Source organism: Flammeovirgaceae bacterium SG7u.111, from assembly GCA_034044135.1.
GTDB lineage: Bacteria > Bacteroidota > Bacteroidia > Cytophagales > Flammeovirgaceae.
The window spans coordinates 1,538,808-1,564,554 of sequence record CP139021.1 but is presented as its reverse complement, the minus strand read 5'-3'; the positions used below and the strand labels follow the sequence as shown (position 1 = coordinate 1,564,554).

Below are 25,747 nucleotides of genomic sequence, written 5' to 3'. Positions count from 1 at the left end.
ATTGATAGTCAATTGATAAATGAAAGCACAAAAGAATTCCCCGATTCTAAAATCATAAATAGTTTGATTAAAAAAGAGCCCATTTTACCTATAAAGACGCTAAAGGCATGACCCCTCTTCTTTTGATATCCATTAATGGCCATACAAGCATTGTAAAGCAATTGCTGACTTCAGGCGCTGAAGCTGATGTCAACAAGCCTAATTTAAAAGAAAAAACACCCCTATTCCAAGCAGCTGGTAGAGGATACTTAACAATAGTAAAACTCCTAATTGAGACAGGGGCAAATCCTAATATCATAGATAACAAAGGTGCCATACCTCTCCACCGAGCCTAGAGGTCATAAAGAAATTGTTGAACACCTTCTTTCCTTAGGAACTAAGTCCAATATAAAAGACAAAAATGGTAAAACAGCACTTGACAAGGCAGAAAATGGAGAGATTAAAAAAAACCTTCTGGAATAATTAACCATTTCATACCAAATTTTGTAATGAATCCAATCAGTCAATACATGAAAAGCACCCTCTCAACCCTTTTTATTTTATTTTACTTCTGTACAACCAGTCTTGGGCAGGATTCTACCTATTTTCAGTTGATAAACCATATTAAAAAAGAAAGTCCTGACAGTAAAAAAACAAAAAAGATCATCAAGAAAGAGTCCGATCTGAATAAAATAGATACTGATGGACAGACAGCTCTTTTTTGGGCTTCACATTACGGACATTTAGATATAGTAAAGTCACTCATTCGTTCGGGTGCTCATATAAACCAGTATAACACCAAGGGAGAATCCCCCTTATATACCGCTACAGAAGAAGAACGTTGGGCAGTAGCGCAATACCTAATAAGCAAAGGAGCCGACGTGAATTTAACAAATGAAAAAGGCAATACTCCACTTTTAATAGCATCCGATAAGGGACACTTGGATTTGGTGAAACAACTGATTGCCTCAGGAGCAAAGGTAAATACAAGGAGTAATAAAGGATTTACCCCCCTTTTATTTTCATGTTACAAAGGACATCTAGAAATAGTAAAACTTCTTATTAGCTCAGGAGCAGAGGTCTCTGCTGTGGCCAAAGGAGGGACCAAACCTATCCATGGGGCAGCGCAAGCCAACCGTATCGAAATCCTTAAACTACTACTTGCGGCTGGTGCAGATATCAACGATACAGATATTTACCGAAAAACAGCACTATCAATGGCATCAAACTCAGGGCATACGGATATGGTAAAACTGTTGCTGGGTTTAGGGGCCGATATTAACCTATTAAGTTCCGATGGAAAAACCGCCTTGCACGAAGCTTCGCTTAAAGGACATGTAGCAATTGTTGAAATACTAATTGCTGCCGGAGCCAGCATAAACAGCAGGACTAATCAAGGTGAAACACCGCTTTATTTAGCATCTAAAGCTGGAAATACAGAAGTAGTAAATCTTCTCATTGATTCTGGAGCCGAGTTAAATGCACAGAATACAAGAGGAGAAACCCCATTGTACACTGCTATTTACAAAAATCAGGAGGAAGTGGTAAAACAACTACTTACTGCAAAAGCAGCTATTAATGTGTTAACTGCTCATGGAGAATCGGCTTTGGATTTGGCCAGCTCAAAAAAGAATACCTCGATCACTGAGTTATTGACTGCCGCAGGCGCTCACCAAACAGATGAAAACAAGGATGACATGTTGCTTTCTATTGCATTAGATGAAGGTCGGTTTGATATCATAAAACAATTAATTGAAGCAGGTTATGATGTTAATAAAGAAGAGGATAAATATGGAAGAACACCACTGTATTGGGCAGTAATAAATGAAAAGGCAGGAGCCGTGAAGCTTTTTCTTGATGCTGGCGCTGACCCGAATAAAATGGTATTTGGGGAGGCACTTTTACATCAAACAATACACCACAAGCAAGTAGAAATTGCCAAGCTACTTATGGCTGCCGGTGTAGATCCTAATAGCACGACGTTGAAACACGAAACCACGCTGTGGTTAGCATCCCTGATGGGTAATAAAGAATTAGTTAAGTTTCTTATTGCGGCAGGGGCAGATATAAACAAAGCGACCTATAATGGAAGCACCCCGCTTTATACGGCTTTGCTTCTAAAGGATTTGGAAATTGCACGCTTGCTTATTGCCGCTGGGGCAGATGTGAATAAAGTAACAAATAGTGGAATAACTCCTCTTTATAAGGCAGCAGAACAAGGTTATTTTAGTATAGTGAAACAATTGATTGGTTCAGGCGCAAATGTCAACAAAGCCGATAATATTGGCAAAACACCCCTTTTCGTAGCTGCAGCAAATGGCAATATTGAAATCCTAAAATATCTTATCAAATCTGGAGCAGACATAAAAATGGTAAGATACAATGGGGCATCTTGAAATCGTGCAGGAACTTGTTGATTTAGGATTGGATGTGAATGCGAGCAGGTTTTATGGATATACCTTATTACATGCAGCCGCAACTCATGGACAAACAACAGTAGCCAGTTACTTGATATCTAATGGTGCTGAAATAAATAAAATAACAAATAGTGGCTATACACCTCTGCATATGGCTTCCGAATTTGGATATGCTGAAACCGTAAAACTACTGATTGATTTGGGAGCGGATTCAACGATAAAAGCAAAAAACGGCAAAACAGCAATTGATGTAGCAGAAAATTTGCAGATTAAAAAACTATTCGAATAAGTACCAGTACTCCTGATACTTTTCGGGAATAAAAAACGAGATGAACTTTGACGACCTATCTCTAAGGGAAATCAGTTTATCTTTATATTTGCACAATTACTTAGCCCTAAAAAACAACATAGTTTAACTCAAAAACATGGCACATATTAAAGAAAATCTACTAACTATCAAGCAAGTACCTAGTTTATTTTTAATGATCCTATTAATGGTCAGCTGTAATAAGAAAAAACCAGATGACTCAGTGTATGAATATGTACAAATACAAGAAGAAGAACCCACTACTTCACTCTCCACTTTAGTTGGGGAATGGAGACTTGATTCTGTCGTTTTCATTACTGATAACATAAGAGGGGAAACACAAATACCCTTTAGCAAAACCACCTGGTCTTTTACAGAGAAAGGTAATTACACTGTGAAAATCCAACAAAACCAATACAATGTAACGGTATTGAAAGACAGTGCCGAACAAAGTTCATCCCTTACGGCCGAGATTCCAACCCAAAAATATAAAGGCAAATACCGACAAAGTACTAATGAACTCATCACAACTATTCTTGGAGAAAATACAAAATATCAAATCGCTGATCAATCAGATACAATGCTCCATCTAACATCTCAGCGGATACAAGTCCCACCTATCTCCAAAGAAGACGAAGGCAAACTAGCAAAACACTATTTCACTTTAATACAACCATAAAAGCCATATAATCGACCGGTAGGTAGAGGCTTTTAAAATCCCTATCACTACAGTAGCTCTTTGGAATTGTGAGTACCAAAGAGCTATCGGTTGGACAAAGTAGGAATAGCACAACCGAACTTAGAACCTTCATTCCCTAAAGAAGAACCGAACCATTTCTCCTTGAAAAACCCAGAAGGTTACGATCCTTTACCAACGAGTCAATTGTGACAAGTAAGGAGGTACAGGACATAATTGGGAAATAGAATAGTTACCCCCTACCCCTTCATAAATGCCCTGCCCATATCAAAGAAGCCGAATGATTCTTGGTAAGCCCTGAAGAGATTCACGGTGTATTTGTTGTAGTACTCTGCCAAGGCGGTCATTATCTTTGCCTGTACGTCCACGTTGCGGTCAAATATTTCTTGGATGTTGGTGGAGGCTATTACATAAATATTGCTTTTGTCGGAAGTACAAACCGCATTGTAAATCCTGTTTTTTGATTCTAAAAGAGCATTTTCTCCAAAGCTTTGGGTAGACCCTAATCTCACAAGTTCTTCAAAATTATCCTCTATATCGAGGTTGAGCCCCACTTCTCCTTCATGGATGATGTACAAAGCTTGGCTAGGGTCTCCCCTAAAAAAGATCACCTCGTCCTTTTTATAGGTACGCTCATGGATATAGGGCAAAAACTCGGCAAGTTCACCTGGCTCCAGTTTTTCGAACAAGACATTTTTCAGCAAAAACCGAAACATGGCTTTGTCATCGTTGGAATAGGTTTTCTTGAAGGGGTTGAAGAATTTCATATGATTAGTTTCAATATTATTTGAAGCAAAATAGCCCAGCCGAACCCAATTATACGAGTGCTTGGGCAAAAAACAATTGCTCGGCACTAGTTTTTTGTTACTTCTACCAACAAAATATGGTTAGAACTTTTGGTCAACTTAAATTTTTCACTAATCCTCCTGCCCACTACCCATATAACTTCGCCTGTGGCCGAGCAAAGCACCTTTACTTTTTCCTTTTGGAAGCGATCTACTTTTTGGTCTATCAGAAAATCACTGAGCTTTTTCTTGCCTTTCATGCCGAGGGGAACAAACCAATCTCCTTCCTGCCAAGTTCGTAAGGTTAGGGGAAAGGTTATTTTCTGAACATCCAAAGCAGCTATGTTCGGGTCGCGGGGAATACCCTCCAATTTTTGCATCTCCACTTTTTTGAAAGAAAAACTAAGTCCGTCAGTTGTACATGCGGTTTCTTCTGGACTTATCCTGATTTCACCCTGTTCTTTTTGCCCCAATCCTTCTATTTTCAGTTCTTCCCTATCTACCAAAAGGCGATGGCTTTGGCTCAGTATCATCTTGCCCGAACCGCTCTCCAAGGCCTCAAACACATCATCCATTTGCCTAAAGTTGAAGCCCTTTTCCTTTAGCAAATAATACAACAACACTTTAGGTTCTTTTTGGGCAAGTAACAGTTCGATGGAAAGGTTTTCCATATCATTTTCAGTACTTACCAGCTTCTCTCTCAGCAACTCTACATATTCTCCAAACAATGACTCGACCCCTCGGAGCTTTTCGATATTCTCCCCCATTACTTGTTCAAAAGAGGGGTTGAGCTGCCTCATAACAGGTACCACCTTGTGCCTGACCAAGTTGCGGTCGTACTTAATGGATGCATTGGAAGCATCTTCCCGCCAAGTAATATTGTTTTCCTTTGCGTAGCCTTCTATCTGCATTCGGGTGGCAAATAGCAAAGGACGGATAGTTTTCCCTTTTTGGGGCAAAATCCCTTTCATACCAGCTATGCCCGTTCCCCTTCCCAGGTTCAAAAGCACAGTTTCCACCGAATCGTTGAGGTGGTGGGCTGTTGCCAATAGATCATAGCCTTCTTGCTCCATGAGGCCATCAAACCAAGCATAGCGCAGCTCACGGGCAGCCATTTGGGTGGAAATACCCTTTTCCTTGGCATAGCTTTCTGTAGCTACTTTTTTAGTAAAAAATACCTTTCTACATCGTTGGCTCACTGTTTGCACAAACAGTTCGTCCTCATCGGAAACCTCGCCTCTCAGTCCGAAATTCATGTGGGCTATACCAAAATCATGGCCACTTTTCTCAAACAAATCGAGCATTACCATAGAATCTATACCGCCGCTCACTGCCAGCAATATTTTTTCATTTCGCCCCACTAGGTTTTCCTTCTGAATAAATCGTTTAAAAAGTGTTATCATTCTTCTCGAAAAGCTTTTTTATCTTTTTTTAACCATATATAAATTAATTTTTGACTTTAGGAAAGTAATAAGTGTCTAAATTTGAAGGTATTTTTTGAAGAAGCGTTAACTAAATTGGAGAATCATTTTTGAGTTCGCTCCAAGAAATGCTTAAAAACAAGACTTTATCAATGTTCAGGACACACATACAAGTAGTAGCTTTTATCGGTCTTATGGCGATGTTTTTCGCCTCCTCTGTTTTAATTGCCCAAGACGATAAGGGCAAGCCAAAAAAGGGAGAGTCAGATGATACGAAAGTGGAGCTAATAAAGGCTGGCAGTATATTTTTCAAAGACGGATTAAGGTATGTAAAACCTGGCGCAGGTGCTCCTAGGGTTGTATTTAAGCGCGATTCCACCATGCTGTATTGTGACCTCGCTACGCAAAACCCCGAAACCGAAGATATGGCGGCGTATGGCAATGTAATCATCGAGGAAAATCCACAAAAGCGGGTAACTGCCGATACGTTGTTTTATACCTCTACCTCGGGCATAGCCGAACTACGAGGCAATGTGGTATTGGTAGATAGTGCCAACACCTTAAAAACCCAACACCTCTACTACGATATGAACTCGGGGAATGCCTACTACCTAACCGGGGGAAACTTGGTGACCGACGAGATGAACCTTAGTAGTAAAAAGGGATATTACCGACCTAACCAAGAAATGATCGCATTTAAAACCGATGTGGTGATGGTGGACAGGGACAAGGGGCAACGGCTAGAAACAGATTCTTTGCGGTATTTTACCGTAACCAAAGATGCTTTTTTTGAAGGGTTTACAACGATCACCTCGCCCGACGGCGTGCTGAAAGCTTCCAAAGGAAAATACAACACCGTAACCGAAAAGACCACTTTTGAGGGTAATACCACCGTAGATTCGAAAGATTATTCCCTAAAAGGTGACCTCTTGAAGCGAGATAAGCTAACGGACTATAACATTGTTTCGGGAAATGTGGAGCTGTATAGCAAGCAAGAATTTGCCACGGTTTATGGGGACGAGCTACGTTACCAACAAGAATACAGCAACTCCAAAGTATATGGTTATCCCTACATGAAGCGACCGTTTGGTACTACCGATTCCTTATTTCTTGCGGCTGATACGCTCTTAACAATCAATGATACTATCAATAATATCAGGCAATTGCATGCCTATGCCAATGTAAAAATTTACAGCAATGAAATGCAAGGCATCTGCGACTCGCTGGTATATGACTACAACGACTCTACCCTTACGCTGTTCCAAGACCCAGTAATATGGAATGGGTTTAACCAGATAAAAGCTGAAAAAATAGTTGCTTATATAGCTAACCAGACAATCGATTCACTTTTCCTTGAGAAAAATGCTTTTGTTATCCAGCAGGATACTTTAAAAAACTACAATCAGATAAAAGGAAGAGAGATTACAGCCAAGGTGAAAGGTAAAGATTTGGATTGGCTATATGTAAATGGAAATAGCCAAACGCTGTATTTTAGCTTGCAAGGAGACAGTTTATTGATGGGAATGAACAAAATAGAATGTGCCAATATGCTCATGACTTTTGCCGATTCCAGTCAACTGCTAAGCATTTCGGCACGAAAAGCCCCTAATGCTAAATTCACGCCAACGCACTTGATGCTAGAACCCGAAACTAGGCTCAAAGGGTTTAGACTAAGGTACAAAGAGCGCCCTGAGAAATTCTGGATAACAGATAAGAAAACAAGGATGGAAATAGAAGATGAGAAAAAAGTCAAACCAAAACCAAAGCCGAAAAGTTAGTTTTTGGTTTTGGAGCATATCTATTCTTTTTCTTTAGAAGGAGGTTTCCCTGTGAAAATATCTTCTACTATATAAAAAGGTCTTTTTTTTACTTCGATGTAGATTCTTCCCACATACTCTCCCAAAATCCCCAAGATAATGAGCATTACCCCGCTCAGGCAAAACATGCCCACGGCTAACGTTGCCAAACCGGGCGTATCACTTGGGGAATAGCCTAATATTTTAAAGCCAATAAGCCTGTGCACCACGAAGAACACACCTATTAAAAAAGAAGGAATGGCAATGATAAAACCTAGATAAGTTGCGACTCGGAGAGGGAAGGTAGAAAAGCCAAAAATGCCATCCAGAGCAAGTTTCATTAGCTGTTTGAATGTATATTTTGCCTCTCCGGCAGCTCGCTTGTTGCGTTCGTAAACGACTCCTATTTGTTTGAAACCAGCGTAAGCCCTCAAACCGCGAACAAATCGGATATTCTCGGGAAGTTCGTTGTTGAGTGCTTTTACCACCTTTTTATCCATTACACAGAAGTCCCCGCTATCGAGTGGGATGGGAATTTCGCTAATGAAACCTAGCAGACGATAGAAGAAAAAGTAGGCTGTCTTCTTAAATATATTCTCTTTTCGCTTGGTGCGAATGGCATATACCACATCGTAGCCCTCACGCCATTTGTCCAAAAACCGGTGGAGTTCTTCGGGAGGATCTTGGAGGTCTCCATCCATAATCACCACTACATCTCCTGCGGCAGACTTAATTCCTGCAGAAATTGCCGCTTGGTGACCAAAGTTTCGGGAAAGCTGGATCACCTTCACCCTGCTATCCTTTTTTACCAAGCCCTGCATAATCTCCAACGATGCATCTACTGAGCCATCGTTAACCAATAACAGCTCATAATCCTCCTTCCAACTTGGGCTAGCTGCCGTTACTCGTTCGTAGAGCTGGTGGAGGACTTCTTCCTCATTATAAATAGGTATTACTATAGAAATCATCCATTCATTTTTATCGAAAAGAAGCACCAAGCTGTGCTAGCGTGAAGAAAGCTGAAAAACAAAACCCTATTTCTCACTTACTCGATGCTAGTTTTCATAACACCTGATCTCAAAAACAGCGGCAGGTATATTTTCCGATGGATGCTCAAAACGTATTGTTATTTCTTTTGTAACCAGTGGGCTATCCATAAAATTCAGGATATTCCTTGTCTGGTAATTTCCTTTTTTCTCATAAATAATCTCTTCCCTATCGTTCAGAATTTGGTAATTCCTAATCACAAAAGGAGAGATATTGGCTGGGTGACTTACCAAAACCGACTCCATTGGGTGGTCGAAATCCGTGTCGAAAGCCATCCTAATCTTCCGGATAGTTTGTGGTTCTTCCCACTTGAGGTGTAGCTCTGGCTGTTTGTCTTTTAGGTCGGCAACCCATGCATTAGGCATAATTGCGGGGCGCGTTATTCCGTTTCTCATTTCTCCTGCCGCAAAAACTTTCAAAGCAGGTTTTATTTCAAAAGCTAAATTTTGCCCTGCTGGTCTCCTTTTTGGACTCCAAAACTCAAAGTCCCCTATTCTATCACTCTTGATCAGCCCACCTTGCGTTTCATTTTTTTCCTGACCAAAAAGTGTGAGCAAACCTGTAACTCTTTGATTAGAGCACCTGACCTCTACGTCCTCATTTTTGGCAAAGCAAATATAAATGTAGCCTGTTTTTGTGAGGGTAGTCATAAAATTGACACTGACCTCAGTCTCACCAGCTTCCAACTCAACCGACTGTACTTCTAGCGTGATTTCAGGTGTGAAGTTCAATGCTTTTTCACTCTGGCGTAGCTGTACTTCTAATTCACATTTTTTCGCAGCCTTTACAGTTACCGTAAAACTTGGCGAACTGCCTTTATCAAAAGGAATCATTTGAATGACTGAACGATCGAGCTTGAGCCAAGGGCCATCGGCAGGAAGCTCTGCCAACGCTAAACTGCTAGATGCTGTAATATCACAATTAGCACATAAATCGAGCGTGTCGCCCAACTGAAGTCCGGGAATGTATTGACCTGTTTTTACAAGTTCTTTTTGTAAACGCTTCAAGTTAGGCCCTCCTACAAAATCATGCGGCATCGCATTGTTTTTCTTGCAAAGTGCAGCGGCCATTCCTACTACTTGGGCATTTTGCGAGCAAGTTCCCATCACTCTTATCGAGCTAGATGCTACATGCGTTGCACTTATGATACGTCCTGCCAAAAACAAGTTTTTAATGTCTTTGCTCACCAAACTACGGTAAGGGATTTGATATAGACCAGCAGAATGCCACTGACAATATTTGGGAGAATTACTGTAAATCCCATCTGATGGGTGCAGGTCTATCGGCCATCCCCCATAAGAAACAGCATCGGGAAAATTAGTTTGGTTGATGATATCATGCTGGTTAAGCATATACAAACCTTCAAACCTACGACTTTCCATTTTTCCAGAAATAGACCCTACCCAGTCGAGCGTAAGGCATTCTGCTTCAGGATATTTTCCCGAATTTTTGATATAATCCCAAACCCCAAACACGATCTTCCAAAGTTCCCACTTAATGGTTTCGGTATCTTGAACGGCATCGAGCCTTCCCCCGTATTCTATCCACCAAAGCTTGAAACCCTTCTCATTGATGTCAAAACTCTTAAAACGAGGTATTTTATCTATATTTTTATTTGCAAAAGCTGGGGCAACAAAAGTGGTCGGCTTTGATGTTTTTCTAGTATAGAAATATATACTGTGTCCTGGAAGCTCACCAAACGAAGCATCTGGAGCAAAATCTTCATCAAACTCTTCTTTTGGCTCGGCGCCCATCCTAAAAGATGCCCCAGAAAGGTAGGCAACTATTCCATCGCCTGACGAATCGCAATAAAAAGAAGCATCGATCTTATAAAAAGTGGCATTCTGCCCACAAAAAGCTTTTAAAGACTTAATCTTATCCTCCCCATCTTTTTTCAATTCATATACCGAAGTATTAAGCAGCAGGGTAATATTGGTCTCAGCCAGTACTTTTTCAAGCAAAATAGTATCGAAGATAATGCTATTCCCATCTGAGTTTCTGAAATGATTCTCGACCAAAATTTCATTGATCACCCCACCTTCTCTTGCCCACCTATTGTTATTGCTCATATGGGTGGTAGCTCCTTGTACCCAAAGCCTCACCTCGCTAGAGGCATTGCCTCCTAGCACAGGCCTATCGTGGATAAGTACTACCCTAATGCCAGCGCGAGCTGCCGTAATTGCACAGCAAATACCGGACATACCGCCTCCTATAACCACTAGGTCGCCCTTTATATCTCTGGCCTTTAACTCTCTCTTTTGTTGGAAACTCTCCCTTAGCATTGTTGAAATATTTAAAATATGAACTGCTTTAAAGCTAATATTACATTTAGAAAAATCCAGAAAAACATTCGAATTCACGAACGCTTTTGGACAATAAAATCACTTCAATACATTTGAGCAGCTATAAATTTGGTAGTTATTTATGATGGTTAAGGTATGGTCTATTTTTCGAATGCAATTTATGCTACTTTTCTCAATTAAAATAGGCTTAAAACAAAATCAATGCTTAAAACCTACATAATTCAGGACCTCTCTTCTTTCTTCAGCCTTATTCATTTTCATCGCCCTCTGCCTGCTTCAAATAGGACTCTAAAATCAGGCTTATAAACTTTCCTGGTTGCTTAATTCCGTACGACTCTGCTATTAATTTTATTCGCTCAAAAAGCTCTACTTTTATCTTTACCGAAGCATATTCTACTTGAGTTTTTTTTGGCTTTATGGAGTCAATATCTAAGTTGGTAAAATTGAGCAATTGCTCCGAGCCCAAATCAGCTTTATTTCCCCTACTTTCGTTTTTCTTTAGTGCTTCGAATATTAAATCCGACTTTGATTTTTTGTTGCTCATGATCTTCTCTGTTTCTATTTTTCATTTCCTACGTACACCTTCGTATTAATATAAGAAGAAAACTAAAGTTTTTATGTCTATTTCGCAAGTAGGAAAATTATCACCTCCTCATTGGTTTAATATCATCAAGAACATGTATTTCTAAAGGCTTGCCTCGTACTAACTGCTATCTATACCAAGCACTTGCGCTTAAACTCCTCATAATACTGGTTGAACTCATCATTCTCATCATATTGGTTTGTGATGTCGTTCACAGTGGAAATACCTCTTTTGTACCTAGCCAAGTTGGAAATATATGAATCGAAAAGCTGTAGCCCCCCTATTCCATTCAGTTGCTCTAAGTCATGGTACTCTACTGTATTGTCCTTTTTGTTTACTATTCCGAACACATTTAGTACAAATCCTTCATTTTCCTTTATCTCTCGGATAGTTGGCAAAGTTTTCAGGAAGTTGACCGTAGCCTTCAAGTCCAAAATACTCCCCACCACAGGCACCATAACTATATCGGAAATCAAAATACTGAAATAAACCTCCTTGCCCTCTACTTTACCCGGAGCATCAATGAAGATAAGGTCATATTTTTTTTCGGCTATGGCCAATGTTTTTTGAAAATTGACCTCTGGACGAGGTTTTTTCCAGTTGTAAGCGATCACATCATAAGAAAATTCACTCTCATCGTGTTGGTACATATCCTTTACCGACTTCTGCGGATCGCAGTCAATTACCAAAACCTTCTTATTGGTTCTGTTATGAAAAGCAGCAGCAGTAAGCATTAACAATGTACTTTTCCCAGCCCCTCCTTTTTGTGTCGCAAATGTGATAATTCTAGCACTCATATGTGTGGGATGCTATTTCGTTATAAATAGGTTGAATTTGAGCGAATTTAGTCTAATAATCGAAAGAAAAAAAATAGAAGTAAATAGTAGAAGTATAAGTTACACTTCTACTATTTACTTCTTAATTGATTTGAGACCTTATTCAAAAGCCAGGTTCGATAGTGCTAGAGACATATACAAAGACTATCCAAAGTATGGCTTGAAACACCTTCTATATAAGGTGTAAGTGGAAAATACTTAAAAACCATGGAAAAGATAAGGGAGCTACTCTTATATATAAGGCTTACGTAAAATTCTTCCCAAGCTCAATTCTATACGGGTTCAAATACGGAACAACTATTACCTTCACAATCTATATAATAATCCGCTAATCCCAGACTCACCTTATTTTGACCTATTTCCCGCCTGCGGACACTAAAACAGGTACTAAATACAATATATTGAAATAATACCATTTTATACTTGTTTAAACCTATTGATACACCTCCCCTTTATTATTCCCTTCTTAAAGCCTCCCCCTAATTGGGCTATGGAAGGAAACAAAACTGCTTTGGCAATTGCAAAAGATCGTCCGACCTTATACACAAGTGAACATTTTCGTACACTTAATGTGAGGGTCAAAATAGCACTATTAACTGTATATGATTAATTATCAATACTTTAACTCTTTTGGCACTTGTATTGAAACTAGGGTTCTCGTCAAATTAATTATTTAAAAAACTTATTACACCGATATGAACTCAACTGCTGTTAATTCTGTAAAAGCCTTATTTATCGCCATTACCATCTTGATGACCTCTTTCACAATGGCTAATCCTATAAAAGGAAAAGATGGTGAAAAAATAAAAGCCACTTCTAAATTTGCTTATAGCATATATCCAATTTTGAACTCAAATAAAATAAGAGTTGCCTACGAAAAATATGGCAAGGGAAAGGTTTCTGTGAAAATATTTGACAACAAGATGAACCTCCTTTATAATGATATTCAAAAAGATTTGAACTACATGAAAAGAAATTACGATATGAGTGCTTTGGGCAATGGAGAGTATATCGTAAAAATTGTAGCTGCTGATTATACTACAGTCCACAGGCTGAATGTAGGCAAAAAAGAAGCGATGCCTTTTTCAGGCTACTTGTCTCCAGAACTTACCAACAACAAGTTAAGGATTGCTTACCAGCATGCATCAAAACCTGTATATGTTTCTGTTACAAACAAGGATGGAAAAAGCATCTATAGCAAGACAATGAAAGAACAAAACTTTAGCAGTGTATTCAACCTTTCTACGCTTAAGTCTGGTACTTATACAGTGACTATGAGCAGCGATGGACAAACCACCACACAAGAATACACTTTGAAATAATAATAACTGAATATAAACTCTCGTTTTCCCGTTTGATAAGACTAAAACCCGCTCGAAGGGCGGGTTTTCTTTTGCTAAAAAAGAAATTTCAAAAACACACAAATTTTATTATTTATAATTTCTGGCTGATATTTTTATCAATTCATCAATTCAGTCGATATTATTTTAAATACACCACCTTTGTTATATTGGTTTTATATCATTTTATCTAAAATTAATTAAATGTTAATTCAAATAATTATAGAATAATATTTTGAATTATACGCAACCTATAAGATAATTGCACGTTATAAAAGCAAGAGTAACAAATTAAGAATTTCACAACATCCTTTTTATCAATTATTTAAATAAAACACACTTTAAACATAATTATCGCCATGAAAAATTTGTCATTATCTGCCATCAAAGCTTTAGTAGTTGCTATGTTTTTAATGTCAGGTATGGCTGTTGCCAGCCCTGTAGATGGTAAGGTACATTCTAGCATTCGCGCTACTTCAGACTTCGCCTATAGCATATATGCTGTGAATAACTCTCAAAAAATCCGTGTAGCTTATGAGCAAAGCAATGCAGCGAGAGTTACTGTAAAAATATACGACAAGGAAATGAACTTGATATTTACCGATGTAAACAACAACAAAGCTCTCCAAAAAAGGAACTATGATATGAGCAAAGTTGGAAACGGTGAGTATGTAGTAAAAATAGTTGCTGCTGATTACACTACTATCCACCGTGTGAACGTGGGTAGCGAAACAAAAAGCAACTACTCAGCTTTCTTGCCTCAAAAAGCTTTAAACAACAAAGTAAGAGTTGCATTCCAACATGCTACTAGCCCAGTGAGGCTTTCGATCTTAAACGATGAAGGGAAAGCGCTTTATAGCAAATCTGTAAGTGCTGAAAACTTTAGTAATGTATTTGACATGAGCACCTTGAACAAAGGACGTTACACTATCCGCATAAGCAGTGGAAACGATGTAAAAGAGCAGGTTTATAATGTAGAGTAACAATAGACTTTCTATAAATCAATTAAGTTGACGATTAGGTCTGGAGGAGTTTTTCTTCAGACCTTTTTTGTTTCTTACCTTTTTAGTAAATCTTTAACATGGATACTTTTTTTGTTCTTATCCTGTAAGATACCTAGACACCTTCCCCACCTGTCCAAATGGCGTCTCTGCTGCTACGCATGCTCCTATGTTGCTTTAACAGCACAGCCGTGCTCATGTTCAAGACTTCAGCCCCCCTTATTTCTCCGAAGAATCCAGCTTAACAAAGCTTTTTTCATCCACTACTTAAGAACGTTTATCACTGATTATTTTTATCCTACTCCTTAAAAAAGCATAATTTTCCTACTCTCCTCTCATATATCATGTAACAAAAAAAATCCCCTACAATAAAATATTGCAGGGGATTCCACTGAAACAGATTACAATTATTGTAATGCAACTCAGAGCTAAGAGATTATGAGCTCTGAGTATAATTTTTTAACTAATCAAGAATGATTAGTTTATTTTTGCCACCACATTTTGGTAGCCATATCGTCAGCACCTTGTCTTGCAACAGCTGCTACTACATTCTCTTCGTTCAAGCTATACTCGTCGTTAGTATAAGCTCTTCTGTTAGGAATAGATCTGCCAGCAGCAGCAGCAGGAGCAGGAGATAATTCAGGGTAGCCAGTTCTTCTGAAATCAGACCATCCTTCCATACCTTGCATATACAAAGCAATCCACTTTTGGTTGATTATAGACTCAACAGGGTTAGCTGCATCATAAGCAACATCCGCTTGAGTAAGGTAACCTGCAGGCATGTCTACACCCCATTGGTCGAAAGAAGCAGCAATTGCTTCTTCATATAGGGCCTTAGGATCTCCAGCTATCATACCTCTTGCAGCAGCCTCAGCTTTGATGAACAATACTTCAGCATATGTCATGATCAAGCCTTTAGACTCAGCGCCACGCACAGCTGCACCAGGGAATGAAATTGATGCGTTTGTAATAGAACCTGCAATATCATCACTTACACCATATGGCATACCAACGATTTCTCCAGCATCATTTGGGTCTGCATACACATCCAACCTAGGATCACTTAACCCTTTCATCACATCCACCATTATGTCACTGATAGCATAGTCAGTACGCTCAACGAAGTGATCGTAGATAGGGTTCCAGTTATTAGCATCTGCCAAGTATGGGAATAAAGCATTGTCATCGTTACTAGAAATAGCTCCTGCCATACCAGCTTCAATAGCAGCTTTTGCTGCTGCTGCATCTACTTCAGACATTCTAAGACCCATTCTCATCAACAAGGCATTTCCAAACTTCTTCCACATAGCCATATCACCTTCAAAGATGATATCGCCTGCTATTGGTTCACCTACTTCAATTTGAGCTACCGCTTCTTTCACTTCTTTCACTAGGTCTGTATAGATATCCTTTTGAGTATCATAAGCTGGAGTAAAATCGCCACGACCTTGCAATGCCTCAGAATAAGGAACATCACCCCAAGTATCGGTGATATTTTGGAACTCATATGCTTTCATGATCCTTGCCACAGCAATTTGGTTGTGGTTTGGTCCAGATGATTGCATTTCTAATTTTGTTGCTTCATCAGTATTCAAACGGATGATCTCTTCAAAATCAGCTAGAGAGCTATAGTAGAAAGAATTGAAGCTTCTAATTTCCGTTTCATAACGACTAGTACTTGTGTACTGCGTTTGTGACCAGTGCTGGCAATAAAGTGCAGCCATAAATGGACTCAAGCTACCATCAATTTCATCTATTGCAGACCTCTGAGCTTGTGTCATTAAGTAAGCTGTAGGTACTGAAGACGCACTGTTTGGATCAATATTCATCTCCTCAAACTCGCTAGTACAAGCCCCTAGGACAGATACTATTAGTAAAGCTGAGAGAATGGGTTTTAATATATTTTTTCTCATTATATACACTTTTAAAATTTCAAAAAAAGATGTTTGAAAGATTAGGGCATGGTAACTAGGAAAATCCTAGCTACCATAAGTCCTTGTTATCTTAAAGCTTGAAGTTCAAGTTAAAGCCCATAGAACGAGAAGTTGGGTGTTGCCCATTCTCAAATCCTTGGATGTTACCTGAACCATATGCAGACTCTGGATCGATGTTAGGAGCATTCTTGCTTAAGATAGCCAAGTTTCTTCCTACAAAAGATACGGTCACACCTTTAAATGGAGTTTTGCTAGTCAAAGAGCTAGGCAAAGAGTAACCTATTTTGATTTCTCTCAATTTCACAAAACTAGCATCATAGATATAGTTACCACCTCTAATATTCCTGTTCCATTTCCAGTATGCCTGAGCCGATAAATACTCAGTGTTAGGAGTACCATCTGCAAATACACCATTTGCACGAACTCCACCACCTTCATCAACTGGATCCCTTTGTGGGTTTCCTTTATCATTGTTTCCTACAGTAGAAGTGAACATTCCAGAGTAATCCCCATAACGGTTAGATACAGAATATACGGTTCCACCTTTTTGCATATCTATCAATGCACTTAATTGAATTCCTTTGTAGCTGAAGCTATTCAACATACCACCTCTCCAATCGGGCAAGTAGCTATCAAATTGTTGGTTCGGCTCGTACTCAAAGTACCCTTCATCATCAACTATTGGCATACCATTTTCGTGGTATACAAAGTCCTCAGCCTTCCATACACCATAGCTCTCGCCTACAGTTGCATTGATTGAAGGTCCCCAAGAGCCAATCACGTAGTTTGTCAAGATATCCTCACCAGTTTCAGGATCTTTTACCAATTCAACTACTTGGTTGACGTTTTTAGCATAGTTGAATGTAACATCCCATCTGAAACCACTAGCAGTTTCTATTGGCACTACGTTCAACATCAATTCCACACCTTTGTTGGTCATTTCACCAGCATTAACCCATGCAGCACCGTATCCACTTGTGTTAGACACATCAAGTTGGAGAATTTGATCAGTCGATACTGAGCTATAATAAGTCGCATCAAGATTAACCCTAGAGTTAAAGAAGCGCAAGTCCAAGCCAGCTTCCCATGAGTCAGTCTGCTCAGGTTTCAATTGATCGTTGTTCAACGTGTTTGGTAAGTAGAAAGCAGGATTACTACCGTAGTTATTACCTGTTCCATAAACGTTGTACAGGTTATATGCATCTGTATCATTACCTACCCTAGCCCATGAAACTCTTGCTTTACCGAAAGATAAAATATTGTTAGATGGCAAAAGCTCTGAGAATACGAAACTAGTACTAACAGATGGGTAGAAATAAGAGTTTTTATCGATAGGCAGTGTAGATGACCAGTCATTTCTAGCTGTAAAATCTACATACACAAGGTCTCTCCATCCAAAGTTTGCACTACCATAGATACTGTTAACCACTTTTTCACTTCTGTAGTCAGTGATAGATGGTCTATCTATAGAAGCTTCTATGTTATAGAAACCTGGAACACTCAACCCACCTTCTGTATTAGCTGAGTTATTATAGTAGATCTGATTTCTATGGTTTGCACCAAACATAGCTGAAAGAGAGAAGTCAGGAGTGATATCTTTGCTATACTGAGCCAAAAATTCAAAATTGTTCTCTGTTACGTTACGTACACTTTCAGAGTACATTTCCAATGGGATAGAATTTGGAGCAACCCTTTCCTCTCTACGGTCAGTGTAGAAATCAGTACGGAAGATACCTTTTACAGTAAGATTAGGGATGATTTCATATCCAAGATATGCATTACCGTATACTCTTTCCCTGTAATCTTGCTGTGGACTTTCATTCAATACCCAATAAGGGTTTTCCCAATACAATGGATCCAAATCAGTTGGAGACTTGATGTTCCAAGTACGGTCAATACCATCAGCAGTTTTGTAGTTCTTAAGTTGATCCATATCTATCTGACGTTGGAACCATTGGTTGAAGCTAGTAACTACATTACCAGCACCAGCACCATAACCAGTACTTGGGCGACCATATGTATCGGTACGTACATAAGTAGCAGAAATACCTGCTGACAATTTATCTGTCAATTTAGTATCTCCCCTAAATGTAACATTGTTTCTTTTCTGAGAAGAGTTTGGAATAGTACCTGTTTGATCCAAGTAAGTATAAGACATACGGAACGAACTCTTTTCATTACCTCCATCTAGTGAGATGTTGTAGTTTTGAGTAACGCCAGTTTCGTAGAAATCTTTAATGTTATCAGGATGCGCTACAAATGGAGTTTGTTTTCCATAGTTAGGATCATCTTCATACCAGCTATACCACTGGCGAACCATTTGACCATCCATTCTTGGTCCCCAGCTTTCATCAGCCGCATAGTTAACTACTGGCTCACCTTCGTAAAGGTCAAATTCTTGCTTGTAACCTCCACCATATTCATTTTGGTAATCAGGCAAGTTGTACACTTGATTGAAAGTAACACCTCCGTTAAAACTTACTCCAATACCTTTTCTACTTTTACCACTTTTAGTAGTGATCAGAATCACACCATTAGCAGCACGAGAACCGTAAAGAGCAGCTGCACTCGCACCCTTTAATACAGACATAGATTCGATGTCATCTGGGTTGATATCTGACGCAGCGTTACCATAGTCGTAGCCACCAGCACCACTTTGGGTACTTGAGCTGTTTCTGTTTGAGTTGTCGATTGGCGTACCATCGATAACAAAAAGAGGACCGTTACCTTGAGTAACAGAATTTACACCCCTGATCCTGATATTAGCAGAACCACCAAAAGTAGGAGTTCCTGTTACTTGAACACCAGCAACTCTACCAGAAAGAGAGTTTACAATGTTCGATTCACGAGCAGTTGACAAATCTTCGCCACCTACCTCTGTAACAGCGTAACCCAAAGAACGTTCGTCTCTCTCAATACCAAGAGCTGTAACAACAACTTCAGTAAGCTCTTTAGCATCATCCTTCAAAGAAATGCTGAAAGATGTAGTAGAGCCCAACTCAACCTCTTGAGATTCAAAACCAATATAAGAGAAAACCAGCGTAGATGCTGTACCAGGAACTGCAAGGGTAAACTTACCATCAATGTCGGTGATAGTACCAATTGAAGTACCCTTTACTAAAACGTTAACACCCGGGAGTGGAGATTGATCGGTTTCTGCTATGACCGTTCCGGAAATGGTCTTTTCTTGTGCAGAAGCGCTCAGCCAAATGACACTAAGTGTCATCAACAATAGTAATCGTTTGATCATCATAAGTGACTGTTGTAGTTTAAATAATTGATTTACGTTGTTAAGAGTCGTAAAAACCCCTTATCCCCTTACCCTCTCAGATAAGAAAATTTCTTTATAGTTAATTAGTAATACTAAATCGTGGTCTTGATTATATCTTTTAGTCAGTCTTATTTTCGCTTATGCGAACACTAGGATTTGATAGGTGAGAGTGGGTGATTTTAGTTAGTTAAATCAGATAATAATTGGATTGCTTGGCAAAAAATCACTCAATTCATAATTATTAAAAGGTAGTATAACTATTAATGGTGTTAAAGTAGGTAGTAAGTATTAATTACTAGGTAATAAGATTGCCCAAATATGAAGATATTAGATGAGATAAGCAAACATCGATTATTTTTTTTAAAAAAAAGCACTTGATATTATGCAATTGATTGTAGAAATAAGCCAATAAAATACAATTCTATGCATAAAAATCAAAAATATATTGAGTTTTTATGAATATCACTATTTAGTGACATTAGTGTACCCAATATAACATTTCATGTCTACTATAAAAAATATACTAATCAATTTGTAAGTATAAATACGGAGAAGAAGTTTGTTGAAAAAAAATTCTCCTAAGTCCATATTCGCATTAAAAACTAAACAAAAAATAAAAAATAAATGATGTGCCTTTTCAGTAAAAAAAGAGAAATAGTTGATCAGAGATCAATTCTGGTCAATTAAAATATCAACATTGTAGTGGCTACTTTACTATTCCATACAATTCTACCTCAGCCTACAAACCTCTTAGGTTAATTTGCACGGTATCTAATCCATTTTGGACATTGAAAGCAGAATCGTTAAAACTTGGAGGACCAAAAACTAAAGGAGGGTTTTTAGAAAAACCGAATTTTTCTTTGGGAATACCAAGCATGTTTTTATCAAGCATTCCATTATTATTCTTATCATGGAAAATACTGATTGCATACATACCCTTAGGAAGCACCAACTCCCACACGGCTTTGCCTTCCTCTCCTACTTTAGCTATCATGGTTTGTAACGGAACTTCCAAAAAAGCCTCATCCCTATCATATAAAGCCATGAAAATGAGCTCATTGGATTTTTCTACACCAAATACCTCTACTTTGATAATTTGAGGATTGTCTTGGGCAAAAGTGGGCAATGCTACCCATACTGTGAGAATTACTGTAATAAGAGTTTTCATTGAGTTTTTTTTTGAGTGTAACTCAACATTTAATTATTTTGTTTAACAAAAACACGTGTTAATTAAACACAAAACGATATGATAGCTCTATTCCACTTATACATTGATATTTTTCCCGTAGAAATAGGTGGCAAATGAATAAATAACCCGCCCTTTCACATTTATTAAATTTAACAGTTAGCAGTTCGAAAAGCCCTGTTTTAGATTTACCATACACACTCCAGTGACATACCTGTCATTTACTTTTTTAACTTGATGCACAAGAAATTTTTTTGATAACCATCAGTCATCTCATATGAAACTCAGAACATCCTTATAAAGATGGAATCTACTATAGAAAATAATAATAACCTTGAGCCTTCTACTCAGAAAAGATTCCATGAACTTGATACGCTTAGGGCTATAATGATGCAACTGGGCATTGTGCTTCATGCGGCTACTTTTTATATGATCACTCCTGTGAAAGGGTTTCAAGGTTTGCACGATCCAGAAAGCCTCTTCTTATTCGATATAATCAAATCATTGATAACCTTGTTCAGAATGCCACTTTTCTTTCTTATTTCAGGCTTTTTTGGAGCGCTTCTCTTCAAAAGGAAAGGGTTTTCTTTTATGGTCAAGAACAGGCTCAACCGTATAGCCTTACCTTTCACAGTGTTCTTACCTCTCACTTACCCTATTTTAAGAATTTCTTTCCATCTCATTATAAACCCACAATCGAGTGGAGCAAATGACACTGAGTCGGTGCTTAGCTTACTCTGGCCACCTAGGGTATACCACCTTTGGTTTTTGTATTACCTCATTGCCTTTTACATAGCCGCTATTTCACTCAACCTCATTTATTGCAAGCTCTTCTCATCTTCAACCCAGTTGAAGTTAAACAACCTATTTTTATTCTTTTCGGAAAACACTACTGGTCATATGGCAATTCCCATAGCCATAACTACGGGGCTCAACATTTTTTGGGCTTTGGTTGATGCTCCTTTGGCGTTCAAAACATCAAGCTACTATTTCACTACCTTCTTGCTCGGCTGGGTTCTTTATAAAAACCAAAAGACCCTTTACCAACTCACTAGCTTTCCTTGGGATAAGGTTGCTGTTGGTACCACTTCCTTTTTCATTTTCTTGGCTGTTTCCTATCATGACTCTAACTCTTTCCCTTACATTCTGGTACAAGAACTTACAGCCGCCATCGCTACTTGGAATATGCTCTGGGGAATACTCGGACTGTTCCAACGCTACTTATCTTCTCCCAGCAAGGCAGGGCGTTACTTTTCCGATGCTTCATATTGGATTTACCTTATTCACTACCCTATTGTCGCGCTCTTAAGCCTTAGCCTTTTACATGTCCAAATTGGAGCAGTACTAAAATTTATTATTGTGGTAAGCGTAACTGCACTTTCTACTTTGGTGAGTTACCACTGCTTTGTACGTAGTACTTTTATTGGGCAATTTCTCAATGGACGAAAATTCCCAAAAGAGGAGTTCCCTATCTCATACCACCCAAAATCAAGAAATAATACCAAAGATAGTGAAAGCCCATCTCAACATAAACTAGCGTAAAATCCATACACTTTTACCTAAGAATTCCCCACACACCCAAACCCTTCTCAGCAAAATATGGTTAATATAATGGTATAGTTCAACACCATTCCCAGTACCAACTGGACAACACCGCAAAGGACAAAAGGAGAGAACTTATCCCACAAGGCAGACTGCCCCATTAAATACCTTGTTAGGAAATCCGCTGCCAAATCCTCCTTTTTTATTAAATTTGCTTGCCGTGGACTCAACAACGAAAACATATTAACAAGATGGCTGTGCAGGAATTACCAATAACCCAACAAACACATTCAATTACCAAAGAAGACATTCTGAACGACTACCGCATTGCTTGCGAAAGTCGGCAAACAAGCCTTGTAGGCAGAAAAGAAGTCTTTATGGGCAAGGCAAAATTTGGGATTTTTGGAGATGGAAAAGAGGTGGCTCAAGTTGCTATGGCCCGCTATTTCCAAAACGGCGACTTCCGCTCGGGGTACTACCGCGACCAAACATTCATGTTTGCCATCGGTGAATCTACCATAGAACAATTCTTCGCCCAACTCTACGCCCATACCGATTTAGAAGCCGACCCATTTTCTGGCGGAAGGAGCATGAATGCCCATTTTGCCACAAGAAGCTTAGATGAAAACGGCAAGTGGAAAAGCCTCACCGATCAGAAAAATACTTCTGCTGACGTCTCTCCTACTGCTGGTCAAATGCCCAGGTTACTTGGCCTAGCTTTTGCCTCAAAACTTTTTCGCCAAAATACCGAGCTTCATCATTTGAAACAATTCTCCAAAAATGGTAACGAGATTGCTTTTGGGACAATTGGCAATGCCTCAACTGCCGAAGGTATGTTTTTTGAAACCATCAATGCGGCCAGCGTATTGCAAGTGCCTATGGTTATTTCTATTTGGGATGATAACTATGGCATTTCCGTTCCCAATGAGTACCAGATGGCCAAAGGCGATATATCTGAAATACTCAAAGGCTTCCAGCGAGATGACCAGGGAAAAGGAATGGAGATTATAAAGGTAAAAGGCTGGAACTACCCTGCCTTGCTCGATGCTTACGAAAAAGCAACTGAAATAGCTAGGGAAGAACATGTGCCCGTAATGGTTCACGTGGTGGAAATGACCCAACCACAAGGGCACTCTACTTCGGGTAGCCATGAGCGCTACAAGTCAAAAGAAAGGCTGGATTGGGAAAAAGAGTACGATTGTAATTTGAAAATGAGGGAATGGATCCTCAAAAATGAAATAGCCACACCAGAAGAACTCGACGAGCTGGAAAAAGCCGCCGCAATTAAAGCAAAAGCAGCTAGAAAAAGCGCTTGGAACGCATACCTAAATTCCCTAAAAAAGGAAAAGACTGAAACCCTCCAGCTCCTTTCCGATGCAGCTAAAGCCAGCAAATCTGCCCATATCCATGTAGTTGCTGAGATTAAAAAAGAGTTAGAAAAATCCCTCAACCCAATTAGGCTTGATAATGTGCGGGCTGTAAAAAAAGCGCTGAGGGTTCTGAGAAATGAACCAAAAACTGTAAAGGAAAAACTACTCGATTGGCTGGAAAAATCAAAAGAAACCAACTACGATAGATTTAGCTCTTTCCTATATAACGAGTATGAAAGTTCGGCGCTCAAAGTACCAGAAATAAAACCTGTCTACAACGAGGCTGACAGCCCTACTGTTGATGGAAGAGAAGTGATGCAAGCCTGTTTCGATGCCATGTTGCAGCGTGACCCTCGTGTACTTGCTTTTGGAGAAGACCTCGGTAAAATTGGCGATGTAAACCAAGGCTTTGCAGGGCTTCAAGAAAAGTATGGAGAACTAAGAGTGATGGATACGGGCATAAGAGAAACCACCATTATTGGGCAAGGCATAGGTGCGGCCTTAAGAGGTCTTCGTCCAATTGCCGAAATCCAGTATTTGGATTATATTTTTTATGCAATAGCTACGCTGACCGACGACCTAGCCTGCTTGCAATACCGCACCAAGGGGGGGCAAACAGCACCGCTTATCATCCGAACTAGGGGGCATAGGTTAGAAGGAATCTGGCATTCAGGCTCACCCATAGGCACTTTGCTCCACTGCCTTAGAGGACTTTACCTGCTTGTACCCAGAAACATGACCCAAGCAGCTGGTTTTTACAACACCTTGCTCCAAGCAGAAGACCCAGCACTTATCATAGAATGCCTCAACGGCTACCGTCTCAAAGAAAGACTTCCTGCCAATATCAGTGAGTTTACCGTTCCTCTCGGTGTTCCTGAGGTTATAAAGGAAGGATCAGATGTTACCATTGTAACCTATGGCTCTATGTGCCGCATAGTAATGGATGCAGCTGCTCAGTTAGCCGAGCTTGGTATTAATTGCGAAGTGGTTGATGTCCAATCTTTATTGCCTTTCGATATTCACCATAACATACTTGAATCAGTTAAGAAGACTAATAGGGTCATTTTCGCCGATGAAGATGTTTCGGGAGGAGGAACGGGTTATATGATGCAAAAGGTATTGCATGAGCAAAAAGCTTATCAATGGCTCGATTCCCAACCTGTTTGTATCTCGGCAAAAGATCACCGCCCAGCCTACTCTAGCGATGGCGATTACTTCTCTAAGCCAAGTGTAGAAGATATATTTGATGCTGTATATGCACTTATGCATGAACTTGATCCAAGTAAATTCCCTGCTATTTATTAACTGGGAAACTAAAGTAATAAAAACAGCCCTATGGATAGCAAAACACTTATTCACAGGGCTGTTTTGCTTTAAAACTAGACCAATCCCCTCTCTACTTTCCATGGTGGATTAGCTCATCTTTCCACGTTCCTGTTCAACCCCAAATTATTCCTGCTCACTGGTTTTCTTTCTAAAAAGAAGGCGACATTCCCCATCTTCGTAGTACAAAAAATAACAAATGCAGCTATTACCATGAAAAAAAGAAGTTTACGAATATTTGGAGCATTTTTATTGACAGTCAACCTCATGAGTGCGGGAAGTATCGCAATCAACAACCATAAAATCAAAAAAGAGGAAAAATCGGTGATGGCGAAATATGAGCAGTTGGCAACCGATAGTGCCAAGATGGAAAATACAGAAATGCTGCAAAAAATATCAGAGGCTTTTAACCACAAATAAATAACACGAGCAATCATGCTTTGTAAGTCCAGTACGTTAACTCGTGCTGGACTTCGTATTTTACCCATCTTAGAATATACCTTCACAATACTTATACGCAGCAAAATCCAAAACTAACAACCCCAATTTCCTCCAGAAAGGGCTTTTCTTCGGGCTCAAACCAAAAGTTTATTTTAGCAATTTCTCAAA

Annotated in this window: 19 protein-coding genes; 10 read left to right on the top strand and 9 right to left on the bottom strand. The window is 39.3% G+C overall.

Annotated features, from left to right (window positions below; all coding sequences use genetic code 11):
- Positions 1-107: 107 nt before the first annotated feature.
- The 4 genes from R9C00_06135 (at position 108) to R9C00_06120 (ending at position 3,382) form a co-directional block, all read left to right on the top strand.
- A complete protein-coding gene (locus R9C00_06135) occupies positions 108-335 on the top strand; it encodes an ankyrin repeat domain-containing protein (GenBank protein WPO37020.1) in 228 nt (75 codons plus the stop codon).
- A 153-nt stretch (positions 336-488) separates the two neighbouring features.
- Positions 489-2,375, top strand: a complete 1,887-nt coding sequence (locus R9C00_06130; GenBank protein ID WPO37019.1) for an ankyrin repeat domain-containing protein — start codon at positions 489-491, stop codon at positions 2,373-2,375.
- Positions 2,362-2,685: an ankyrin repeat domain-containing protein gene (locus tag R9C00_06125; GenBank protein WPO37018.1), complete on the top strand. Its 324-nt coding sequence runs from the start codon at positions 2,362-2,364 to the stop codon at positions 2,683-2,685. Before R9C00_06130 ends, R9C00_06125 begins: the two co-directional genes overlap by 14 nt.
- Before the next feature lie 136 nt (positions 2,686-2,821).
- Positions 2,822-3,382, top strand: coding sequence for a hypothetical protein (locus R9C00_06120; protein ID WPO37017.1), 561 nt, complete (start codon positions 2,822-2,824; stop codon positions 3,380-3,382).
- A gap of 257 nt (positions 3,383-3,639) precedes the next feature.
- On the opposite strand, the gene R9C00_06115 is transcribed toward R9C00_06120, so the two are convergent.
- Together R9C00_06115 and tilS are read right to left on the bottom strand one after the other, a co-directional pair.
- Positions 3,640-4,167 (bottom strand): cyclic nucleotide-binding domain-containing protein, encoded by a 528-nt coding sequence (locus tag R9C00_06115; protein WPO37016.1) that lies wholly within the window; start codon positions 4,165-4,167, stop codon positions 3,640-3,642.
- An 86-nt stretch (positions 4,168-4,253) separates the two neighbouring features.
- Complete coding sequence (gene tilS / locus R9C00_06110) at positions 4,254-5,588, bottom strand: tRNA lysidine(34) synthetase TilS (GenBank protein WPO37015.1); 1,335 nt, start codon at positions 5,586-5,588, stop codon at positions 4,254-4,256.
- Between the two features lie 170 nt (positions 5,589-5,758).
- On the opposite strand from tilS, the gene R9C00_06105 reads away from it, so the two are divergent.
- Positions 5,759-7,384, top strand: a complete 1,626-nt coding sequence (locus R9C00_06105) for an OstA-like protein (protein ID WPO37014.1) — start codon at positions 5,759-5,761, stop codon at positions 7,382-7,384.
- A gap of 20 nt (positions 7,385-7,404) precedes the next feature.
- Here R9C00_06105 and R9C00_06100 read toward each other — a convergent pair whose 3' ends face one another.
- The 4 genes from R9C00_06100 to R9C00_06085 form a co-directional block, all read right to left on the bottom strand.
- The gene (locus R9C00_06100) at positions 7,405-8,370 is read right to left on the bottom strand and encodes a glycosyltransferase family 2 protein (protein WPO37013.1); all 966 of its coding nucleotides are present in this window, start codon (positions 8,368-8,370) and stop codon (positions 7,405-7,407) included.
- Between the two features lie 87 nt (positions 8,371-8,457).
- Positions 8,458-10,731, bottom strand: coding sequence for an FAD-dependent oxidoreductase (locus tag R9C00_06095; protein WPO37012.1), 2,274 nt, complete (start codon positions 10,729-10,731; stop codon positions 8,458-8,460).
- Between the two features lie 268 nt (positions 10,732-10,999).
- On the bottom strand, positions 11,000-11,296 hold the full coding sequence (locus tag R9C00_06090; GenBank protein WPO37011.1) for a hypothetical protein: 297 nt from the start codon (positions 11,294-11,296) through the stop codon (positions 11,000-11,002).
- A 170-nt stretch (positions 11,297-11,466) separates the two neighbouring features.
- Positions 11,467-12,132: a ParA family protein gene (locus tag R9C00_06085; protein WPO37010.1), complete on the bottom strand. Its 666-nt coding sequence runs from the start codon at positions 12,130-12,132 to the stop codon at positions 11,467-11,469.
- A gap of 734 nt (positions 12,133-12,866) precedes the next feature.
- Between R9C00_06085 and R9C00_06080 the strand changes: the two genes are divergently transcribed.
- Together R9C00_06080 and R9C00_06075 are read left to right on the top strand one after the other, a co-directional pair.
- Positions 12,867-13,493: a T9SS type A sorting domain-containing protein gene (locus R9C00_06080; protein ID WPO37009.1), complete on the top strand. Its 627-nt coding sequence runs from the start codon at positions 12,867-12,869 to the stop codon at positions 13,491-13,493.
- 377 nt (positions 13,494-13,870) lie between these two features.
- Positions 13,871-14,494, top strand: a complete 624-nt coding sequence (locus tag R9C00_06075) for a hypothetical protein (GenBank protein ID WPO37008.1) — start codon at positions 13,871-13,873, stop codon at positions 14,492-14,494.
- A gap of 500 nt (positions 14,495-14,994) precedes the next feature.
- On the opposite strand, the gene R9C00_06070 is transcribed toward R9C00_06075, so the two are convergent.
- The 3 genes from R9C00_06070 to R9C00_06060 form a co-directional block, all read right to left on the bottom strand.
- Positions 14,995-16,425, bottom strand: coding sequence for a SusD/RagB family nutrient-binding outer membrane lipoprotein (locus R9C00_06070; GenBank protein WPO37007.1), 1,431 nt, complete (start codon positions 16,423-16,425; stop codon positions 14,995-14,997).
- 91 nt (positions 16,426-16,516) lie between these two features.
- A complete protein-coding gene (locus R9C00_06065; protein WPO37006.1) occupies positions 16,517-19,699 on the bottom strand; it encodes a SusC/RagA family TonB-linked outer membrane protein in 3,183 nt (1,060 codons plus the stop codon).
- Positions 19,700-20,456: 757 nt separating this feature from the next.
- Positions 20,457-20,885 (bottom strand): DUF2141 domain-containing protein, encoded by a 429-nt coding sequence (locus R9C00_06060; GenBank protein ID WPO37005.1) that lies wholly within the window; start codon positions 20,883-20,885, stop codon positions 20,457-20,459.
- A gap of 321 nt (positions 20,886-21,206) precedes the next feature.
- Between R9C00_06060 and R9C00_06055 the strand changes: the two genes are divergently transcribed.
- The 3 genes from R9C00_06055 to R9C00_06045 all read left to right on the top strand — a co-directional run bounded on the left by R9C00_06055 (position 21,207) and on the right by R9C00_06045 (position 25,558).
- Positions 21,207-22,445, top strand: coding sequence for an acyltransferase family protein (locus R9C00_06055; protein ID WPO37004.1), 1,239 nt, complete (start codon positions 21,207-21,209; stop codon positions 22,443-22,445).
- Between the two features lie 251 nt (positions 22,446-22,696).
- Positions 22,697-25,120: a thiamine pyrophosphate-dependent enzyme gene (locus tag R9C00_06050; protein ID WPO37003.1), complete on the top strand. Its 2,424-nt coding sequence runs from the start codon at positions 22,697-22,699 to the stop codon at positions 25,118-25,120.
- A 231-nt stretch (positions 25,121-25,351) separates the two neighbouring features.
- Entirely contained in the window at positions 25,352-25,558 is a 207-nt protein-coding gene (locus R9C00_06045; protein WPO37002.1) for a hypothetical protein, read from the top strand.
- Positions 25,559-25,747 lie beyond the last annotated feature (189 nt).

Coding starts and splice junctions, on each gene's coding strand:
- R9C00_06115 (WPO37016.1), bottom strand. CDS start 4,167: ATGAAATTCTTCAACCCCTTCAAGAAAACCTATTCCAACGATGACAAA.
- R9C00_06080 (WPO37009.1), top strand. CDS start 12,867: ATGAACTCAACTGCTGTTAATTCTGTAAAAGCCTTATTTATCGCCATT.
- R9C00_06060 (WPO37005.1), bottom strand. CDS start 20,885: ATGAAAACTCTTATTACAGTAATTCTCACAGTATGGGTAGCATTGCCC.
- R9C00_06050 (WPO37003.1), top strand. CDS start 22,697: ATGGCTGTGCAGGAATTACCAATAACCCAACAAACACATTCAATTACC.
- R9C00_06125 (WPO37018.1), top strand. CDS start 2,362: ATGGGGCATCTTGAAATCGTGCAGGAACTTGTTGATTTAGGATTGGAT.
- R9C00_06095 (WPO37012.1), bottom strand. CDS start 10,731: ATGCTAAGGGAGAGTTTCCAACAAAAGAGAGAGTTAAAGGCCAGAGAT.
- R9C00_06105 (WPO37014.1), top strand. CDS start 5,759: ATGTTCAGGACACACATACAAGTAGTAGCTTTTATCGGTCTTATGGCG.
- R9C00_06070 (WPO37007.1), bottom strand. CDS start 16,425: ATGAGAAAAAATATATTAAAACCCATTCTCTCAGCTTTACTAATAGTA.
- R9C00_06120 (WPO37017.1), top strand. CDS start 2,822: ATGGCACATATTAAAGAAAATCTACTAACTATCAAGCAAGTACCTAGT.
- R9C00_06085 (WPO37010.1), bottom strand. CDS start 12,132: ATGAGTGCTAGAATTATCACATTTGCGACACAAAAAGGAGGGGCTGGG.
- R9C00_06090 (WPO37011.1), bottom strand. CDS start 11,296: ATGAGCAACAAAAAATCAAAGTCGGATTTAATATTCGAAGCACTAAAG.
- R9C00_06135 (WPO37020.1), top strand. CDS start 108: ATGACCCCTCTTCTTTTGATATCCATTAATGGCCATACAAGCATTGTA.
- R9C00_06055 (WPO37004.1), top strand. CDS start 21,207: ATGGAATCTACTATAGAAAATAATAATAACCTTGAGCCTTCTACTCAG.
- R9C00_06075 (WPO37008.1), top strand. CDS start 13,871: ATGAAAAATTTGTCATTATCTGCCATCAAAGCTTTAGTAGTTGCTATG.
- R9C00_06045 (WPO37002.1), top strand. CDS start 25,352: ATGAAAAAAAGAAGTTTACGAATATTTGGAGCATTTTTATTGACAGTC.
- R9C00_06130 (WPO37019.1), top strand. CDS start 489: ATGAATCCAATCAGTCAATACATGAAAAGCACCCTCTCAACCCTTTTT.
- R9C00_06065 (WPO37006.1), bottom strand. CDS start 19,699: ATGATGATCAAACGATTACTATTGTTGATGACACTTAGTGTCATTTGG.
- R9C00_06100 (WPO37013.1), bottom strand. CDS start 8,370: ATGATTTCTATAGTAATACCTATTTATAATGAGGAAGAAGTCCTCCAC.
- tilS (WPO37015.1), bottom strand. CDS start 5,588: ATGATAACACTTTTTAAACGATTTATTCAGAAGGAAAACCTAGTGGGG.